Genomic DNA, 15,634 nt, shown 5'->3' with positions numbered 1-15,634 from the left:
GACGCCAAGTCGTTGATAGTTCTAGTCAAAAAAGGGTGACCAGGCCGGTTCCCGCACATTACCCTGCTCAGATGGCAAGTAGTAGCGAGTGCCGACGTCGAGCGAAACGACCGCCAATACACCCTTTTCGTTTCGATTCGTCGCGTAAATTAGCATAGCACCATTCGGAGCGATACTGGGAGATTCATCCATCCGGGTCTCGGTCAGAATACGTATCGTCCCCGTCTCCAGGTTTTGAGAGGCGATATGGAATACCCCGTCACGCTGATGCACCATCACCATGGTTTCGCCATCGGGCGCCATACGCCCACGCGCGTTGTAGCCACCGTCGAAGGTTAAACGCTCCACTTTGCCGCTGGCAAGCGTTACTTTGTAGATCTGGGGCTTGCCGCCGCGATTGGAGGTAAAAATAATGCCTTTTCCGTCTGTCGTCCAGCTCGGCTCGGTATCAATAGCGAAATGGTTGGTCAGCCGGGTGAAACGCCCGGACTCAATATCCAGCGTGTAGATCTCCGGGTTACCGTCTTTGGAGAGCACCAGCGCCAGCTTCTCACCGTCCGGCGACCAGGCGGGGGCGCCATTCAGACCGCGAAAATCGGTCACCTGATCGCGCCGACCGGTGGCCAGTTCCTGAATGAAAATCGCCGGCCGGCTGGTCTCGAAGGAAACATACGCTACCCGACGACCGTCGGGAGACCAGACCGGCGACAGAATCGGATTATCTGACTCAAGCAACAGGCTGGGGCGGGCGCCATCAGCGTCGGAGCGCATCAGCCGGAAGGTCTGCTCCAGTTCGGAGCCCGGCTCACTCAAGGCTTCCACGTAAATGATTTCCGTGGAAAACGCACCGCGAATGCCGGTCAGGGACTCATACACCCGATCGCTGATCGCGTGGGCGATGTCCCGCAGCTGATTTTCGGAGCCTTCGACCACCTGACTACGCAGTATCTTGCGCTCGTTGATGACATCATAAAGCTCATAGTGGACCTCGTAGAGCCCTGCCTGGCTCTCTACCCGACCCACCAGCAGATACTCGGCGTCCACTACCCGCCAGTCGCGAAAATGCACGTTAGCCTCGCGCTGGGGGAACGAGAGCATATCGGAGCGCGGAATGGGATCGAACTGGCCACTGCGCAGGAGGTTGGCACTGATGATTTCGGAGATATCCTCCGGCAGAGAGCCACCGCCCACCAACTCCAGCGGCGCCACGGCAATCTTGGTGGGGTTGTCGACCCCCCGGGTAATCTCGATGGTCAGCTGTGCCTGACTGCCGGCGCTGACGACCAGCAACAACAAAAACGTTAGGCAATGTTTCACTGTCTCAAATCCTCTGGGTTAAACACCAACCGCAGCTGGCGAAAATGACGTTCAAAAACCTGGGAAGGCATATCCTGCACCTCCTCAAAACGATCGACGCGTTTGACCGCCTGCTCCGCCGAGCGGTCAAAGGCCGCGTTACCACTGCTTTCCACCACAGTGACGTTGACCACCTGCCCGGTCGGAACCAGCTGGATTTCCAGCACGCAGCGCATGCCGGTGCGCGCCGACGGGGGTCGGCTCCACTGGTTCTCGATGCGCTCAGCCATCACGTCGACGTAGCTCTGGGCCACCCGTTCGGATTGCTGAGCCTGGAAAAACTCTTCCTCTTCAGCCAGAGCGCGCTCCAGTCGCTCCTGTCGTTCCTGACGCTCGCGCTCGGCCTGCTGGCGCTGCTGTTCCGCTTCCCGCTCCCGGCGGGCCTGAGCCTCCGCTTCGCGGCGTTCACGCTCAGCCTGCTCGCGCTGCTCCTGCTCGCGCTTTTGTTGCTGGGCCCGCGCTTCGGCCTCCTGCTGACGGCGGCGCTCGGCTTCCTGGCGCTCACGCTCCTGCTGGTGTTGGCGCATATCGATCACTTTCTGCTGGGCGGCTTCCTGCTCGGCCTGGCGCTGGCTCTTGGGGGTAAACTCCACCACTTTGGCTTTGACCACCCGCGGTTTTAGCACCTCACGCGGTTCCGGCCGGGCATCCCAGGCAGACAACAGGATCACCAGCATCATCGCATGCAGGAACACGCTGACAAGGACTGGAATTGTATAGGCCTTCAGTCTCATGAGTCTGTGATCACTGTGGCGGTTCGGTCACGAGCCCCACCGAGGGCGCGCCGGCACTCTGGAGCTCGGTCATCAGGTTCACTACGACCCCGTAGCCCACTTGCTGATCGCCCCAGACAAGCACCGGCGTTTCCGGCTTCTGCCGCAGAATTTTGCTCACCGCGTCTTTGATTTCTTCGATGGGACGCTCGGTTTCCTGATCGCCACCGATGTTGATGTAGTAGCTGCCGTCCTTTTTAACGGAAACGATCACCGGCTCCACATCCTCATTGTCGATGGGTTCGGAGGGCGACTGCGGCAATTCCACCTGAACGCCCTGCATCAACAGTGGCGCGGTGACCATGAAGATGATCAGCAGCACCAACATCACATCGATGTAGGGCACCACATTGATCTCGGACATGGGCTTTTTTTTCGGTTTGCGCGCAAACGGGGACATAGCTGACACCTTGATACCCTTATTCCGAACCCCTTACGAGGAAACCTGCTTGCTGTGCACCTGCCGGTGCAGAATGGACGAGAACTCTTCGGCGAAGGTCTGGTAATAGCCGAGGATGGATTCCGCCTGCGCTGAATAGCGGTTGTAGGCCAGCACCGCCGGAATGGCGGCAAACAGGCCCATGGCCGTGGCGATCAGGGCCTCGGCAATACCCGGCGCCACCGTGGCCAGGGTGGCCTGATGGACGTTGGCCAGGCCGCGAAATGAGTTCATGATGCCCCAGACCGTACCAAACAGACCGATATAGGGGCTGACCGACCCGACACTGGCCAGAAACGGCAGGTGGGACTCGAGCTTTTCCTCTTCGCGCGAGAGTGCGACCCGCATGGCGCGCTGACTGCCGTCCATCACCGCGTCCGAGTCGGCGCCGCTTTGCTGGCGCAACCGGGTAAACTCCTTGAAGCCCGCGCGGAAAATATTCTCAACGCCATCGGCCGTGCGGCCGTTGCCCTGGCGGTAGAGGTGATTGAGGTCCACACCGGACCAGAACTGACGCTCAAAGGCATGAAACAGAATACGCGCTTTGCGCAAGTACAGGCCGCGCTGCACAATCATGACCCAGGAAATCATCGAGGCCAGAAACAACAACAGCATCACGAATTGAACCAACAGGCTCGCTTCGGCAACCAGGCTCCAAATAGACATATTCGTTTCAGCAGGCATAGTAATGTTAGCTCTCTGTAATGGATGCTATTTTGCGGTGCATATCAGCGGGAATAGCACGCGGCTTGAAACGTTCGCCGCAGACACACGCAATACGGATTAGACCCTCACACAACATTTCGTTCCCTCGCCAGACGCGTTGTCTGAACAAAACATGGGTACGGGCCAGACGGTCGATCTCGGCGGTCACCGCGAGCTGATCGTCCAGCCGCGCTGAGCGTCGATAGTTTATCTGCGCCGAGTGGACCACAAGCAGCAGGCCATCGTCCAGTATGGCGGGTTTATCATACCCCAATTCACGCAGCAATTCGGTGCGACAACGTTCCATGTACTTGAGGTAGTTGACGTAGTAGACGATGCCACCCGCGTCGGTGTCCTCGATGTACACGCGGATGGGAACCTGAAACGGTGGTGAAGCAGAGGCGTCCGGTTGATGCGACATAGGCAGCGTTTTCTCTTGACCTTAATGACTCTGATTGACCTCAGTTACTCTGGATCACGCAGGCGCTTGGGCAGATTCACGCCGAAATGCAGGTAGGCATTGGCCGTGAGTATGCGCCCACGCGGTGTGCGGGCCATGAATCCCTGCTGGATCAGAAACGGCTCGATGACATCCTCGATCGTCCCCCGCTCTTCACTGATGGCCGCCGCCAGACTCTCGACACCCACCGGGCCGCCGTCAAAGTTGTCCATCAGGGCCAACAGCAGCCGACGATCCATCTGGTCGAAACCGCGCTCGTCCACCTTGAGCATGTTCAACGCCAGGTCGGCCATTTCGGCGGTCACCAGGCCATCGCCGCGCATTTCGGCATAATCGCGCACCCGGCGCAGTAGGCGGTTGGCCACTCGCGGGGTGCCGCGGGCGCGCTTGGCCACTTCCACCGCGCCGGTCTCGTCCATCCTGACGCCCATGAGTTCTGCCGCCCGTAGCACAATGTGGGTCAGATCGGCCACATTGTAGAATTCCAGTCGCTGGACAATGCCGAAGCGATCGCGCAGCGGCGAGGTCAGCAGGCCCGCGCGGGTGGTGGCGCCCACGAGGGTGAAGTTGGGCAGATCGAGCTTGATGGAGCGCGCGGCGGGGCCCTCGCCGATCATGATGTCGAGCTGAAAGTCTTCCATGGCCGGGTAGAGGATCTCTTCCACCACCGGGCTCAGGCGGTGGATTTCGTCGATGAAGAGCACGTCACCCGGTTCGAGGTTGGTCATCAGAGCGGCCAAATCGCCGGCTTTTTCCAGCACCGGACCGGAGGTGCTCTTGAGAGAGACCCCCATTTCGGCCGCGATGATGTTGGCCAGAGTGGTTTTACCCAGCCCCGGGGGACCGAACACCAGGGTATGATCCAGCGCTTCGCCGCGCTTCTGGGCCGCACCGATGAAGATTTCCATCTGCTCGCGCACGGCGGGCTGGCCGATATAGTCGGCCAGGGTCTTGGGGCGCACGGCCCGGTCGATCACGTCTTCGCGCTCGAGCGGGGCCGGGTCTATCAGACGGTCGGTTTCGATCATGGAGGTCGGCTCGGTGGTCCTGATTCTAGAGGCCCTAGTCTATCAGACCTGGCTGATACTTCTGAGGGCCAGGCGAATCAATTCCTGACTGTTGGCGGTTGGCGCCTGGCGCGCGGCTGCCGAGATCATGCGGGCGGCTTCGGTGGGCTTGTAGCCCAGCACGATCAGGGCGCTCTCGGCTTCGTCCTGCCGGTCGTCACTGGCCTGATCGGCGCTATCGGGCACGTCGTCGCCCAGCAGGTCCCGGCGCGGCAGCTCCCAGCTCTTGAGCCGGTCGCGCAGTTCGATCACCAGCCGCTCGGCGGTTTTCTTGCCCACGCCGGGCACCTTGGTGAGGGCGCTGACTTTGTCTTCGCGCACGCAGCGGGCAATATCGTCCGCTTCCATGCCGGAGAGGATGGCCACGGCGAGTTTGGGCCCGACACCGCTGACTTTGATGAGGGTGCGAAACAGCTGACGGTCGCGCTCGTCGGCGAAGCCGAACAGTTGTTGGGCGGTTTCGCTCACGGCCAGGTGGGTGTAAAGCAGAGCTTCTCCGCCCAGTTCGGGCAGGCGGTAGAAGGTGGTCATGGGGGCCTGGACTTCGTAGCCCACGCCCTGCACGTCAATCAGCAGAAAGGGGGGCTGTTTTTCAATGAGTGTTCCGCGTAAACGTCCGATCATAATCCAATTGCACCAATAGTATTATTTGTACTGCCTCAAACCACCCTGCCCCGCCGAAACCCCCGACTACCGGCCAACGATATCAGGCTCTCCTGGGTATTGGCGTGGCACAGGGCCACGGCCAGGGCGTCGGCGGCGTCTTCCTGGGGGGTGCCGCTCAGGCGCAGCAGGGTTTTGACCATGTGCTGGACCTGGATTTTGTCGGCTCCACCGTTGCCCACTACTGACTGCTTGACCTTGCGCGCCTCGTACTCGTAAACCGTCAGATCCTGAGCCACGGCGGCGGTGATGGCTGCCCCCCTTGCCTGGCCCAGTTTGAGCGCCGAGCTGGCGTTTTTGGCCATGAAGATCTGCTCGACGGCAACCACCTGGGGGGCGTACTGCTGGATGATCTGGGTGATGGCGTCGAAAATGACTTTCAGGCGCTCGGGCAGGCTGCCGTCGGGAACGCGCACCACGCCGCTGGTCACGTAGGTGGCTTTGGTCCCCTTGAGGTCGATCAGGCCGAAGCCGGTCTTGCGCGAGCCCGGGTCGATTCCGAGAATCAGGGTCATGACTACCTCTTCACACTGGAACTGTGCAGTGTTGCATGCGCGCCCGGGCCCCGCAAGCGGCGTATTGGGCCACTTTAATCGGCGTTCAGCTCTTCCATGACGTCATCGGGGATGTCGCCATTGGTGTAGACGTTCTGGACGTCGTCCAGGTCTTCGAGCATGTCGACCAGGGCCAGCAGTTTCTCGGCGCCCTCTTTGTCCAATTCGATGGTGGTGGACGGCAGCATGATGATTTCGCTGTTGCTGGGCTCGAAACCGGCGTTGATGAAGGATTCCTTGACGTCGAAGTAGTCTTCAAAGGGGGTACGCACGTCGACGGTGCCATCGCTGTTGGTGACGATGTCTTCGGCTCCGGCTTCCAGCGCGGCTTCCATCAAGTCTTCTTCGGTGTGGCCGTCGAAGCTGATCTGGCCCATGCGGGTAAAGAGGTAGGCCACCGAGCCGTCGGTGCCGAGGTTGCCGCCGCGTTTGCTGAAGGCGTGGCGCACTTCGGAGACGGTGCGGTTTTTGTTGTCGGTCATGCACTCGACGAGGATGGCGATGCCGTTGGCACCGTAGCCTTCGTAGGTGACTTCTTCGTAGTTGTCGGCATCACCGGTGCCCGCCCCCCGTGCGATGGCTTTTTCGATGGTGTCTTTTTTCATGTTGGCGCCGAGGGCTTTGTCCATGGCCGCGCGCAGGCGCGGGTTGTCCTCGGGCGCGGCGCCGCCTTTGGCCGCGACGGTGAGCTCGCGGATCATTTTGGTGAATACTTTGCCCCGCTTGGCGTCTTGCGCGGCCTTGCGGTGTTTAATGTTTGCCCATTTACTGTGGCCAGCCATGAAAATTCTCCACCTACTGGTTCTTTATTTAATTGAATTTGAATGGGTGTCTGGTCCGAAGTATGACCTTCAAACCACGTTCAGGTCCGGTCCGATTTGGGGTAGACCTTACCAAGACACGTGGCAAGTACGTCCCTGTAACTCGTCAACACTAGTCCCGCGGTTGACGGTCTTGGTAAGGTCTACCCCAAACCGGCCCTCCGCACCCTGTAGCCACTTTTTGGAGAACACCTCCACAGTGCTACAACGTACCGATGCGAGCGACAGGAGGGGGGAAGCCCTTCCGGGACCGTGAGCCGTGGGACTAGCGCTCTCGAGCATACAAGGATGTACTTGCTGCGTGTCCCGGAAGGGTTTACCCCCTCCTGACGCGCCAATTCACTGCCCAGCTTATTCGCCCTTGGATTCAACAGCGGGCTTTTCTTTCTTGCGTAACCGGATGTTCAGCTCTTTCAGCTGCTGGTCGTCCACCCCACCCGGTGCATCGGTCATCACACAGGCCGCGCTCTGGGTTTTGGGGAAGGCGATCACATCGCGGATCGAACTGGCGCCGATCATCAGCATGATCAGCCGGTCCAGCCCGAACGCCAGGCCGCCATGGGGTGGCGCGCCGTACTTGAGCGCGTCGAGCAGGAAGCCGAACTTCTCCCGCTGCTCCTCTTCGCTGATGCCCAGCGCCTCGAACACCGACTGCTGCATGCTCTGATTGTGAATACGGATCGAGCCGCCACCCAGCTCCGTGCCGTTGAGCACCATGTCATAGGCTCGCGACAGCGCCTCGCCCGGATTCGCCTTGAGCTCCTCCGGCGAACAGGACGGCGCCGTGAAGGGGTGATGCAGCGAGTGCAGCGAGCCGTCATCGAGCTCCTCGAACATCGGGAAATCGACTACCCAGAGTGGCGACCACTCGCAGGTGTACAGATCCAGATCCTCGCCCAGCTTGCAGCGCAGCGCGCCCAGCGCCTCGCTCACCACGGTGGCCTTGTCAGCGCCGAAGAAGATCAGGTCGCCGTTGTCGGCCTCGACCCGATCCAGAATCGCCTTGCGCACGTCGTTGGGCAGGAACTTGACGATGGGCGACTGCAGCCCTTCATCCAGGTCGTTCTTGTCATTGACCTTGATATAGGCCAAGCCCTTGGCGCCGTAGATGCCGACAAACTTGGTGTAGTCGTCGATCTGCTTGCGGGTCAGCTTGTCGTTGCCGCCGGGCACTTTCAGGGCGGTGACGCGGCCCTTGGGGTCTTTGGCCGGGCCGGAGAAGACCTTGAAGTCCACACCGCCCATCAGGTCTTTCACATCCACCAGCTCCAGCGGAATGCGCAGGTCCGGCTTGTCGGAGCCGTACTTGGCCATGGCTTCGGCGAAGGTCATGCGCGGAAACTCGCCCAGATCCACGCCTTTGAGCTCCTGGAAAATTTTGCGGATCATGCCCTCGGAGATGGCCATGATGCCATCCTCATCCATAAAGGAGGTCTCGATATCGATCTGGGTGAATTCCGGCTGGCGGTCGGCGCGCAGGTCTTCGTCGCGGAAGCACTTGGCGATCTGGTAGTAGCGATCAAAGCCGGAGACCATCAGCAGCTGCTTGAACAGCTGGGGCGACTGGGGCAGCGCGAAGAACTTGTTCTCGTGGGTGCGCGAGGGCACCAGGTAGTCGCGCGCGCCTTCCGGGGTGGCGCGGGTCAGGATCGGGGTCTCGATATCCAGGAAACCCTCGTCATCGAGGTAGTTGCGCACCAGATTGGTGACCTTGGAGCGGAACTTGAAGCCTTTCTGCATTTCCTGGCGACGCAGATCCAGGTAGCGGAACTTCAGGCGCACATCCTCGCCCACGGAGTGGTGGGAATCCAGCGGGAAGGGCGTGGTCTCCGCTTCGTTGAGGATGTTCAGCTGGGTGCCGTAAACCTCGATTTCACCGGTGCCCATATTGGGGTTCACGGTGGCGGCATCCCGCGCCCGCACCTTGCCGGTGACCTGCAGCACGTACTCGCCCCGCACCCGATCGGCCAGGTCAAAGTGTTCGCCCGTATCGGGGTCAAACACCACCTGAACAATCCCCTCGCGGTCGCGCAGGTCGATGAAGATCACGCCGCCGTGGTCCCGGCGACGGTCGACCCAGCCACAGAGAGTGACTTCCCGTTCGATGTCTTTGGCTGTCAGTGTGCCACAGTAATCACTGCGCATAAGGCGTTTCCCGTTGTCTGGATGCATGGTTTGCATGCATGGTTTGAATGCGTTGTCTGAATACGTTGTTTTGCCCCTACCTCGAGCGGCACTAGCTGCCGGTCGCGGTAGTGCTGGAGCTGGAGCCGGCTTTGCTGCCCTTGTCGGCGCTGTCGCTGGAGCCACCCTCTGAGCTTTTGCGCTCGCCCGCCAGATTCTTCTGGTTGGACTTTTTAAAATCGGTCTCGTACCAACCGCCACCCTTGAGACGGAAGCCGGCGGCGGAGATTTTCTTTTTCAGGCTGGGTTGCCCGCAGGCGGGGCAATCCACCAGTGGCTCATCACTGAGCTTCTGCAGCGCTTCTTTCTGATGGCCGCAGGCCTGGCACTGGTATTCGTAGATGGGCATTGTGGTAATCCTCACTCAGAGATTCAATCAATGGCAAACGTCTTGTCGACGCCAGCAATACCGCACCGGGCCAAAAAACGCGCGATTATACCCCAATGGGGCGCCAGCGAGAACCGGAAGGGCCGACAAGCCAAGGCTATTTAGGGGCGATTCTGCGAATTTAAAGCCTCATTGGGCGCTTTTGCTCAAACCTCAATACCCACCGTATTGCCCTCGTAGATCAGGGGGATGAACTCCAGGGGGCCCACGCAGCCGGGCGGCGCGTCCAGCGCCTCGCCCGTGCGCAGGTCAAACTCGATGCCATGCACCGGGCAGCGCAGCACCCCGGCCGCGACGCTCGCCTTGTGCAGGGGCGCATCCATATGCGGGCAGCGATTGGTCATCAGGTAGGTTCGGCCCTCCTCATGCAGGAGCAACAGGTCCCGCCCCGCGACCTTGAAAATCCGTCGATACCCCTCCTGCAACTGATGCAGCTTTTCCAGTGGCTGATAGGCCATTTTTTCCTCCCCCGACTCCACACTTTCCGCTAGACTAGCAGCCGCCGGGGCCTCTGCCTACTGCCCCATCAATCGGCACGCAAGAGCGATTTTATGCACAGCCCCAACACCCAGCAGTACCTGGAAACGCTCAGAACCCTGTCCGAGCGTCTGGTTGCCGTCCAGAAGCCCATCCGCATCCTCGATGCCATCAAGTGGTCCCCCGAGATCGAGCAGCGATTCCGCGCCAGCGGCGGGCGCGAGCTACCGGCCGTGGATGCCGGATTTTATCAACGCCAGCCACTGAGCTTTGACCCCGCCGCCCTGGATCGCAGTCTGGCCGAGCTGGACCGCGATATTGCCCGGCAGCTGGGGCGCGGCGATGCCCTGGGCCGGATACTGCGCGCCACGGTGGACCAGTACCAGCTGGTGGTGCAGCTGCTGCGCCACCGGGGTCAGAAGGAGTTCGGGGACTTCAGTCGCCAGCTGTATGGCTCCGCCGGGGCGCATATCCGCGGGGATCGCAATACCCTGCGCCAGCTGGGCGAGCGGCTGTGCGAGATTTTCTCCCTGCCCGCCGCCGACCACCTCAATCGCCCGCATCAAAACGATATCGACGGTGAGCAGGCGGTGCGCATGCTGCAGAGCCGGATGAACGACTACTTCGGGCCGGGCAAGGTGAATGTCAAAATTAGCGATGACATCGTCTCCGACGCCTCGGCCGGTGGCGACAGCATCAAGGTCAACCGGCGCGCGCATTTCTCGGAGCTGGACATTCAGGTACTGGAGGTGCACGAGGGCTGGGTCCACATCGGCACCACTCTCAACGGTCGGGAACAGCCCTGGGCCACCTGGCTGAGCGTGGGCTCGCCCCGGATCACCACCATTCAGGAGGGCATGGCGGTGCTGATGGAGACGCTGACCTTCAGCTCCTTTCCCCAGCGCGCCCGGCGGGTGAGCGACCGGGTGGTCGCGGTGGATCTGGCCGAACAGGGCGCCAACTTCTGCGAGGTGTATCGCCACTTTCTGGACAAAGGCATCAGTGAGCACGACAGCTACCGGGTCACCCAGCGGGTCTTTCGAGGGGGTCAGGTGGCGGGCGATTCCGGATCGGTGTTCACGAAAGATATTGCCTATGTGAAAGGCTTCGTTGAAAATGTGAACTTTATTCGCAGTGCCATTGTTTCCGGCGTTCCCGAAATCATTCCGATGCTGTTTGTGGGTAAAGTCACTCTGGACGATCTTCCGCTACTGTACGAACGCTACCTGGAGGGCGTTGTGGCGGGCCCCAAATACGTGCCGCCGATGTTCCGGGACCTGAACGGGCTGTATGTCTGGTTCGGCTTTTCCAGCGGCCTGTCGCTGATGAACATTCCGCGCATTCAAAAACACTTTGGCAAATTGTTCGAACAACTACCGGCCACCGCACCGATTTACACTGGCCAAACCGACGCCGAATTGGATTAAGCTTTTCCGTATGATGCATTATAAAATTATTCTGACCGGCAGTGACATTCTGGTCGATCACTATGGCAGCCCGGACCCGGTCATGGGCTTTGTGGCCTGCCGGATCATCAAGGCCGACTCGGAGCGGCTGGCGATCGCGACGGTCAAGCGCGATATTCTGGTGCAGTGGAATCAAAGCTTCAACGCCGACCGCAAAGCCGGTCTGCCCAAGCTGACGATCGAGCAGATCAGCACCGTGAACCCCCTGTTCACCCGCAAACCCAAGCACGATTACTATTTCTATTCCTCAGAGGAAGCGCATCGGGAGCACCTGGAGCATTTCACCCGGCCCAAACGCCGCTGGTTCGGCCGCAATAAACAAGCGGACGAACAGGGCTGAACTCTGCTGACAACTCCAGGGGCTTTGATAATTCCAGGGTTTTAGGTCTAAGGTTTTTCGGGCAGACACCACTGGATGGGCGTCTCGCCCCTGTCGCGCAGGTAGTCGTTGGCAGTGGAGAAATGCCCGCAGCCTAGAAAGCCCCGGTGTGCCGAAAGCGGCGAAGGGTGCGAGGATTTGAGGATCAGATGGCGGCTACTATCCAGAAGCTGCGCCTTTTTCTGCGCGTAACTCCCCCAGAGCATGAACACCAGACCGTCGCGCTCGCGGTTGAGCACTTCGATGGCCCGATCGGTGAACGGCTCCCACCCCTGACGCTGATGCGAGCCCGCCTGCCCCTGCTCTACCGTGAGGGTGGCATTGAGCAGCAGCACGCCCTGGTCGGCCCAGGACTGCAGATACCCGTGAGCCGGAATGGGACAGCCCAGGTCCCGGTTCAGCTCCTTGAACATGTTCTTGAGCGACGGAGGCGGCGCGACCCCCGGCTGCACGGAAAAGCACAAGCCGTGAGCCTGGCCCGGGCCGTGGTAGGGGTCCTGCCCCAGGACAACCACTTTGACCCGGTCCAGTGGGGCGCTGTTGAAGGCGTTGAAAATATTTTTCGATGCCGGATAGATCACTTTGCCCTGTTGCTTTTCGCTACGCAGAAATTCTTTCAACTTCTGCATGTAGGACTGCTGAAATTCCGGCTCCAGAGCCGAAAGCCAGCCGGGCTCCAGGTCGATGTTTTTCTGCGCGTTGGCCATACTCTTCTGTCCGGGCTGTTTTTTGACAGGCGCCAATTTAGCATTGATTCAATCCCGGTAAAACACACCGTCCTCATCGGAGCACGACGTAGGATGCGGTAAGCGTCAAGCGCACCCTACGATGAGTGTGTCCAGTTGCACCTGCGATGCCGGAGCGTCGGCGGTAATGCGCCCGGCGAGCGGTGGGCCGGGCGCGTGGAGGGCTAGATGCAGTATTCCTTCAGGGGCGGAAAACCATTGAACTCTACCGCGCTGTAGGAAGTGGTGTAGGCGCCCGTCGACAACCAGTAAAGCCGGTCACCGATCGCCAGGTTCAGCGGCAGCGGGTACTTGTGGTGCTCGTACATGATATCGGCGCTGTCACAGGTCGGCCCGGCCAGAACAACATCCTCCAGCTCACCGCGCTTTTCCACGTAAATGGGAAACTTGATCGCCTCGTCCAGCGTTTCGATCAGCCCCGAGAACTTGCCCACATCGGTAAACACCCAGCGATGCAGTGCGGTGCGTGACTTGCGCGCGATCAACACCACCTCACTCACCAGAATGCCCGAGTTGGAAATGAGCGAACGGCCGGGCTCGATGATGATCTCGGGGAAATCTTTACCGAAGTCTTCCTCAATGAAGCGGGTGATCTCCGAGGCGTAGGTCTCCAGATCGTTGGTGCGGGTCAGGTAGTTGGCCGGGAAGCCGCCGCCCATGTTGATCATCTTCAGCTCGATCCCGTCCTCTTCTTTCAGACGCTCGAAGATCACCTTCACCTTGCTCAGCGCCGCATCCCAGCTGCTGATCTCGCGCTGCTGGGAGCCCACGTGGAAAGAGACACCGTAGGGAATCAGGCCAAGATCGCGCGCCAGGATCAGCAGGTCCATCGCCATGTCGGTCTGGCAGCCGAATTTGCGAGACAGCGGCCAGTCGGCGGTCTGGGTGCCTTCGGTCAGGATGCGCACGTAAATCTTCGCCCCGGGCGCCGCCCGGGCGATGTTGCGCAGGTCGGCCTCGGAGTCGGTGGCAAACATGCGCACACCCTTCTCGTAAAAGTAGCGGATATCGCGACTTTTCTTGATGGTGTTGCCATAGCTGATCCGCTCACCCGAGACGCCGCACTGCAAGACCTTGTCCAGCTCGTAAATCGAGGCGATATCGAATTTGGCGCCCCGCTCGGCCAGCATCTGCAAAATGGCGGGCGCCGGGTTGGCCTTGACCGCATAGTAAATGTTGGCGTAGGGGAAGTTGTCTTCCAGGGCCTGGTAGTGCCGGTCGATGGTCGCCGTGTCGATCACCACGAACGGCGTTTCCCGCTCATCGGCAAAGGCTTTCATGCGAGCAAAGGTCTGCGGGTCGTAATAGTCCTGCAGTCGGATGGGCGAATCGGTCATGGCACCCCCTGGGCGTTGAAAAATGCGTCGGTCCGGCCGGGTCGGCCGTGATCGCGGCAGCGATTGAATACAAGTTTCAGCCGCTTGGCAAGCATTATTGTACCGAAACAGAAAGGGGATTCAGAGGTGTGTCCAGAGGGGCTTACAGAGGGGCTTACAGAGGGGCTTACAGAGGGGTAAAACCGGCCCGCGCCCTGCGGGGCGCACGCCGGCTTCGGGGTTCACTGGCTGTCTTCGCCGGTGATCATTTTGCGCTGCTTGGTCACCAAGGCCTCGAGCGAATCGCGCACGATCTGCAGGCCTTCACGCAGGATCTCTTCCTCGATCAGCAGCGAGGGCAGAAACTTGAGCACCTGGTCATCGGCACCGGCGGTCTCCATCACCAGGCCGCGGCTGAAGGCTTCCTGAGAGGCCTCGGAGGCCATGCCAGTGGCGAGCTCCAGGCCCCAGACCATGCCCACGCCCCGCACTTCGGGCTCCAGCTCGGGGAAGTCGGCGGCCATCTTGTCCAGCTCTTCCTTGATGATCTGGCCCTTGTACTCGACCACCTTGCCCATGTCGTCATTATCCCAGTAGCTCAGCGCCTGGGTTGAGGCCACAAAGGCCAGGTTGTTGCCGCGGAAGGTACCGGTGTGCTCACCGGGCTGCCACTGGTCCAGCTCCGGGCGCATCAACAACAGTGCCATGGGCAGGCCGCCGCCAATGGATTTGGACAGGGTGACCATGTCCGGGTGAATCCCGGCGCGCTCGAAGCTGAAGAAAGTACCGGTGCGGCCATTGCCCACCTGGATATCATCAATGATCAGCAGAATGTCGAACTCGTGGCACAGCTTTTCCAGCGCCTGCAGCCACTCGTCACTGGCGACATTGATGCCGCCTTCGCCCTGGACGGTTTCGACGATAATGGCGGCCGGCAGGTCGATACCGCTGCTGCCGTCGGCCAGGAACTTGCGCATGTACTCGATGCTGTCCACATCTTTACCCAGAAAGCCGTCATAGGGCATGAAGGCGGTATTGATGCGCGAGCCGTAGGATTCGTCTTTGTAGAAGTAGTTACCGGTGGCCGCCAGGGCGCCCATGGTCAGGCCGTGATAGCCGTTGGTAAAGGTGATGATGTTGGAGCGACGCTTGACCATGCGAGCCAGCTTGAGCGCGGTTTCCACCGCGTTGGCACCGGTCGGGCCGGTAAACTGCATCTTGTACTGCAGGCCACGGGGCGCCAGAATGGTGTCACGAAACTTGGTCATGAACTCGCGCTTGGCGACGGTCGCCTTGTCGAGACCGTGCACAATGCCCTTGTGCTGCAGGTACTCGATCAGCGCCTCGGTGATTTTCGGGTTATTGTGCCCGTAGTTGAGTGTGCCGGCGCCGGCAAAGAAGTCGATGAAGCGGTTGCCGTTCTCATCAAACAGTTCCGAGCCTTCGGCCTTGTCAAAAACGACGGGGAAGGAACGCACATAACCGCGTACCTCGGACTCCATCTCTTCGAAAATTCTCATTGAACATTCCTCTTTCTGGTCAATCGGTAAATGGCTTCACTGACGACGGATATGGCCTCCATGGCTCCGAACGCCGGGCGTCTCAGGCAGAGTCTGGCGGTGCTACCGAGAGCCTCCGAAGGGGCTCCCACAGGGATCTCCCGGCCGTCTTCCGCTGAAATAGGGGGCCATATTTTAGAGAAGTTTAGAGTTCAAAGCAAATTGAAGGATTCGAACCTCGCCTTGAAGCCCGGTGTTGGCGGGGGGCGTTGCGGTTTATCGAGTAGGAGGGGGAGTTGCCTCCCCCGTCCTCTCACACCACCGGGCGTACGGTTCCGTAC

General features: G+C 60.2%; 17 protein-coding genes. 2 read left to right on the top strand and 15 right to left on the bottom strand.

The features are described from left to right. Window positions 1–21: 21 nt before the first annotated feature. The 12 genes from tolB to AAE484_RS16575 all read right to left on the bottom strand — a co-directional run bounded on the left by tolB (window position 22) and on the right by AAE484_RS16575 (window position 9,868). Complete coding sequence (gene tolB / locus AAE484_RS16630) at window positions 22–1,317, bottom strand: Tol-Pal system beta propeller repeat protein TolB (RefSeq protein WP_341939559.1); 1,296 nt, start codon at window positions 1,315–1,317, stop codon at window positions 22–24. Beyond that, entirely contained in the window at window positions 1,314–2,090 is a 777-nt protein-coding gene (locus AAE484_RS16625; RefSeq protein WP_341939558.1) for an energy transducer TonB, read from the bottom strand. Before AAE484_RS16625 ends, tolB begins: the two co-directional genes overlap by 4 nt. Before the next feature lie 10 nt (window positions 2,091–2,100). Further along, complete coding sequence (tolR, locus tag AAE484_RS16620; RefSeq protein ID WP_341939557.1) at window positions 2,101–2,529, bottom strand: protein TolR; 429 nt, start codon at window positions 2,527–2,529, stop codon at window positions 2,101–2,103. A 33-nt stretch (window positions 2,530–2,562) separates the two neighbouring features. Beyond that, window positions 2,563–3,252 carry a protein TolQ gene (gene tolQ / locus AAE484_RS16615; RefSeq protein WP_445928866.1) on the bottom strand — a complete coding sequence of 230 codons (690 nt, stop codon included), beginning with the start codon at window positions 3,250–3,252 and terminating at the stop codon, window positions 2,563–2,565. A 7-nt stretch (window positions 3,253–3,259) separates the two neighbouring features. After that, window positions 3,260–3,694 carry a tol-pal system-associated acyl-CoA thioesterase gene (gene ybgC / locus AAE484_RS16610; RefSeq protein ID WP_341939555.1) on the bottom strand — a complete coding sequence of 145 codons (435 nt, stop codon included), beginning with the start codon at window positions 3,692–3,694 and terminating at the stop codon, window positions 3,260–3,262. Between the two features lie 44 nt (window positions 3,695–3,738). Continuing rightward, window positions 3,739–4,761, bottom strand: coding sequence for a Holliday junction branch migration DNA helicase RuvB (gene ruvB, locus AAE484_RS16605; RefSeq protein ID WP_341939554.1), 1,023 nt, complete (start codon window positions 4,759–4,761; stop codon window positions 3,739–3,741). Between the two features lie 42 nt (window positions 4,762–4,803). After that, a complete protein-coding gene (gene ruvA, locus AAE484_RS16600) occupies window positions 4,804–5,424 on the bottom strand; it encodes a Holliday junction branch migration protein RuvA (RefSeq protein ID WP_341939553.1) in 621 nt (206 codons plus the stop codon). A gap of 35 nt (window positions 5,425–5,459) precedes the next feature. Beyond that, window positions 5,460–5,978 (bottom strand): crossover junction endodeoxyribonuclease RuvC, encoded by a 519-nt coding sequence (ruvC, locus tag AAE484_RS16595; RefSeq protein WP_341939552.1) that lies wholly within the window; start codon window positions 5,976–5,978, stop codon window positions 5,460–5,462. Window positions 5,979–6,052: 74 nt separating this feature from the next. Beyond that, window positions 6,053–6,799 (bottom strand): YebC/PmpR family DNA-binding transcriptional regulator, encoded by a 747-nt coding sequence (locus AAE484_RS16590; RefSeq protein ID WP_341939551.1) that lies wholly within the window; start codon window positions 6,797–6,799, stop codon window positions 6,053–6,055. A gap of 390 nt (window positions 6,800–7,189) precedes the next feature. Then, window positions 7,190–8,983: an aspartate--tRNA ligase gene (aspS, locus tag AAE484_RS16585; protein ID WP_341939550.1), complete on the bottom strand. Its 1,794-nt coding sequence runs from the start codon at window positions 8,981–8,983 to the stop codon at window positions 7,190–7,192. A gap of 91 nt (window positions 8,984–9,074) precedes the next feature. Next, window positions 9,075–9,371: an FmdB family zinc ribbon protein gene (locus AAE484_RS16580; protein ID WP_341939549.1), complete on the bottom strand. Its 297-nt coding sequence runs from the start codon at window positions 9,369–9,371 to the stop codon at window positions 9,075–9,077. A gap of 185 nt (window positions 9,372–9,556) precedes the next feature. Next, the gene (locus AAE484_RS16575; protein ID WP_341939548.1) at window positions 9,557–9,868 is read right to left on the bottom strand and encodes a Rieske (2Fe-2S) protein; all 312 of its coding nucleotides are present in this window, start codon (window positions 9,866–9,868) and stop codon (window positions 9,557–9,559) included. A 93-nt stretch (window positions 9,869–9,961) separates the two neighbouring features. Between AAE484_RS16575 and AAE484_RS16570 the strand changes: the two genes are divergently transcribed. Then, window positions 9,962–11,314, top strand: a complete 1,353-nt coding sequence (locus AAE484_RS16570) for a flavohemoglobin expression-modulating QEGLA motif protein (RefSeq protein WP_341939547.1) — start codon at window positions 9,962–9,964, stop codon at window positions 11,312–11,314. A gap of 10 nt (window positions 11,315–11,324) precedes the next feature. Continuing rightward, window positions 11,325–11,693, top strand: a complete 369-nt coding sequence (locus tag AAE484_RS16565) for a hypothetical protein (RefSeq protein ID WP_341939546.1) — start codon at window positions 11,325–11,327, stop codon at window positions 11,691–11,693. Between the two features lie 47 nt (window positions 11,694–11,740). Here AAE484_RS16565 and ung read toward each other — a convergent pair whose 3' ends face one another. The 3 genes from ung to ectB form a co-directional block, all read right to left on the bottom strand. Continuing rightward, the gene (gene ung / locus AAE484_RS16560) at window positions 11,741–12,439 is read right to left on the bottom strand and encodes a uracil-DNA glycosylase (protein WP_341939545.1); all 699 of its coding nucleotides are present in this window, start codon (window positions 12,437–12,439) and stop codon (window positions 11,741–11,743) included. 203 nt (window positions 12,440–12,642) lie between these two features. After that, window positions 12,643–13,815 carry a type III PLP-dependent enzyme gene (locus AAE484_RS16555; protein ID WP_341939544.1) on the bottom strand — a complete coding sequence of 391 codons (1,173 nt, stop codon included), beginning with the start codon at window positions 13,813–13,815 and terminating at the stop codon, window positions 12,643–12,645. A gap of 221 nt (window positions 13,816–14,036) precedes the next feature. After that, window positions 14,037–15,314 (bottom strand): diaminobutyrate--2-oxoglutarate transaminase, encoded by a 1,278-nt coding sequence (gene ectB, locus AAE484_RS16550; protein WP_341939543.1) that lies wholly within the window; start codon window positions 15,312–15,314, stop codon window positions 14,037–14,039. Between the last annotated feature and the right edge of the window lie 320 nt (window positions 15,315–15,634).

Source organism: Marinimicrobium sp. C2-29, from assembly GCF_038419845.1.
Classification (GTDB): domain Bacteria; phylum Pseudomonadota; class Gammaproteobacteria; order Pseudomonadales; family Cellvibrionaceae; genus Marinimicrobium.
Note: the sequence above shows the minus strand (reverse complement) of the source record. Positions and strands in the feature narration are given on the sequence as shown.

What these genes read in the sequence shown, in the direction of transcription:
- AAE484_RS16625 (WP_341939558.1), bottom strand. Translation starts at nt 2,090, where the DNA reads ATGAGACTGAAGGCCTATACAATTCCAGTCCTTGTCAGCGTGTTCCTG.
- tolR (WP_341939557.1), bottom strand. Translation starts at nt 2,529, where the DNA reads ATGTCCCCGTTTGCGCGCAAACCGAAAAAAAAGCCCATGTCCGAGATC.
- tolQ (WP_445928866.1), bottom strand. Translation starts at nt 3,252, where the DNA reads ATGCCTGCTGAAACGAATATGTCTATTTGGAGCCTGGTTGCCGAAGCG.
- ybgC (WP_341939555.1), bottom strand. Translation starts at nt 3,694, where the DNA reads ATGTCGCATCAACCGGACGCCTCTGCTTCACCACCGTTTCAGGTTCCC.
- ruvB (WP_341939554.1), bottom strand. Translation starts at nt 4,761, where the DNA reads ATGATCGAAACCGACCGTCTGATAGACCCGGCCCCGCTCGAGCGCGAA.
- ruvA (WP_341939553.1), bottom strand. Translation starts at nt 5,424, where the DNA reads ATGATCGGACGTTTACGCGGAACACTCATTGAAAAACAGCCCCCCTTT.
- ruvC (WP_341939552.1), bottom strand. Translation starts at nt 5,978, where the DNA reads ATGACCCTGATTCTCGGAATCGACCCGGGCTCGCGCAAGACCGGCTTC.
- AAE484_RS16590 (WP_341939551.1), bottom strand. Translation starts at nt 6,799, where the DNA reads ATGGCTGGCCACAGTAAATGGGCAAACATTAAACACCGCAAGGCCGCG.
- aspS (WP_341939550.1), bottom strand. Translation starts at nt 8,983, where the DNA reads ATGCGCAGTGATTACTGTGGCACACTGACAGCCAAAGACATCGAACGG.
- AAE484_RS16580 (WP_341939549.1), bottom strand. Translation starts at nt 9,371, where the DNA reads ATGCCCATCTACGAATACCAGTGCCAGGCCTGCGGCCATCAGAAAGAA.
- AAE484_RS16575 (WP_341939548.1), bottom strand. Translation starts at nt 9,868, where the DNA reads ATGGCCTATCAGCCACTGGAAAAGCTGCATCAGTTGCAGGAGGGGTAT.
- AAE484_RS16570 (WP_341939547.1), top strand. Translation starts at nt 9,962, where the DNA reads ATGCACAGCCCCAACACCCAGCAGTACCTGGAAACGCTCAGAACCCTG.
- AAE484_RS16565 (WP_341939546.1), top strand. Translation starts at nt 11,325, where the DNA reads ATGATGCATTATAAAATTATTCTGACCGGCAGTGACATTCTGGTCGAT.
- ung (WP_341939545.1), bottom strand. Translation starts at nt 12,439, where the DNA reads ATGGCCAACGCGCAGAAAAACATCGACCTGGAGCCCGGCTGGCTTTCG.
- AAE484_RS16555 (WP_341939544.1), bottom strand. Translation starts at nt 13,815, where the DNA reads ATGACCGATTCGCCCATCCGACTGCAGGACTATTACGACCCGCAGACC.
- ectB (WP_341939543.1), bottom strand. Translation starts at nt 15,314, where the DNA reads ATGAGAATTTTCGAAGAGATGGAGTCCGAGGTACGCGGTTATGTGCGT.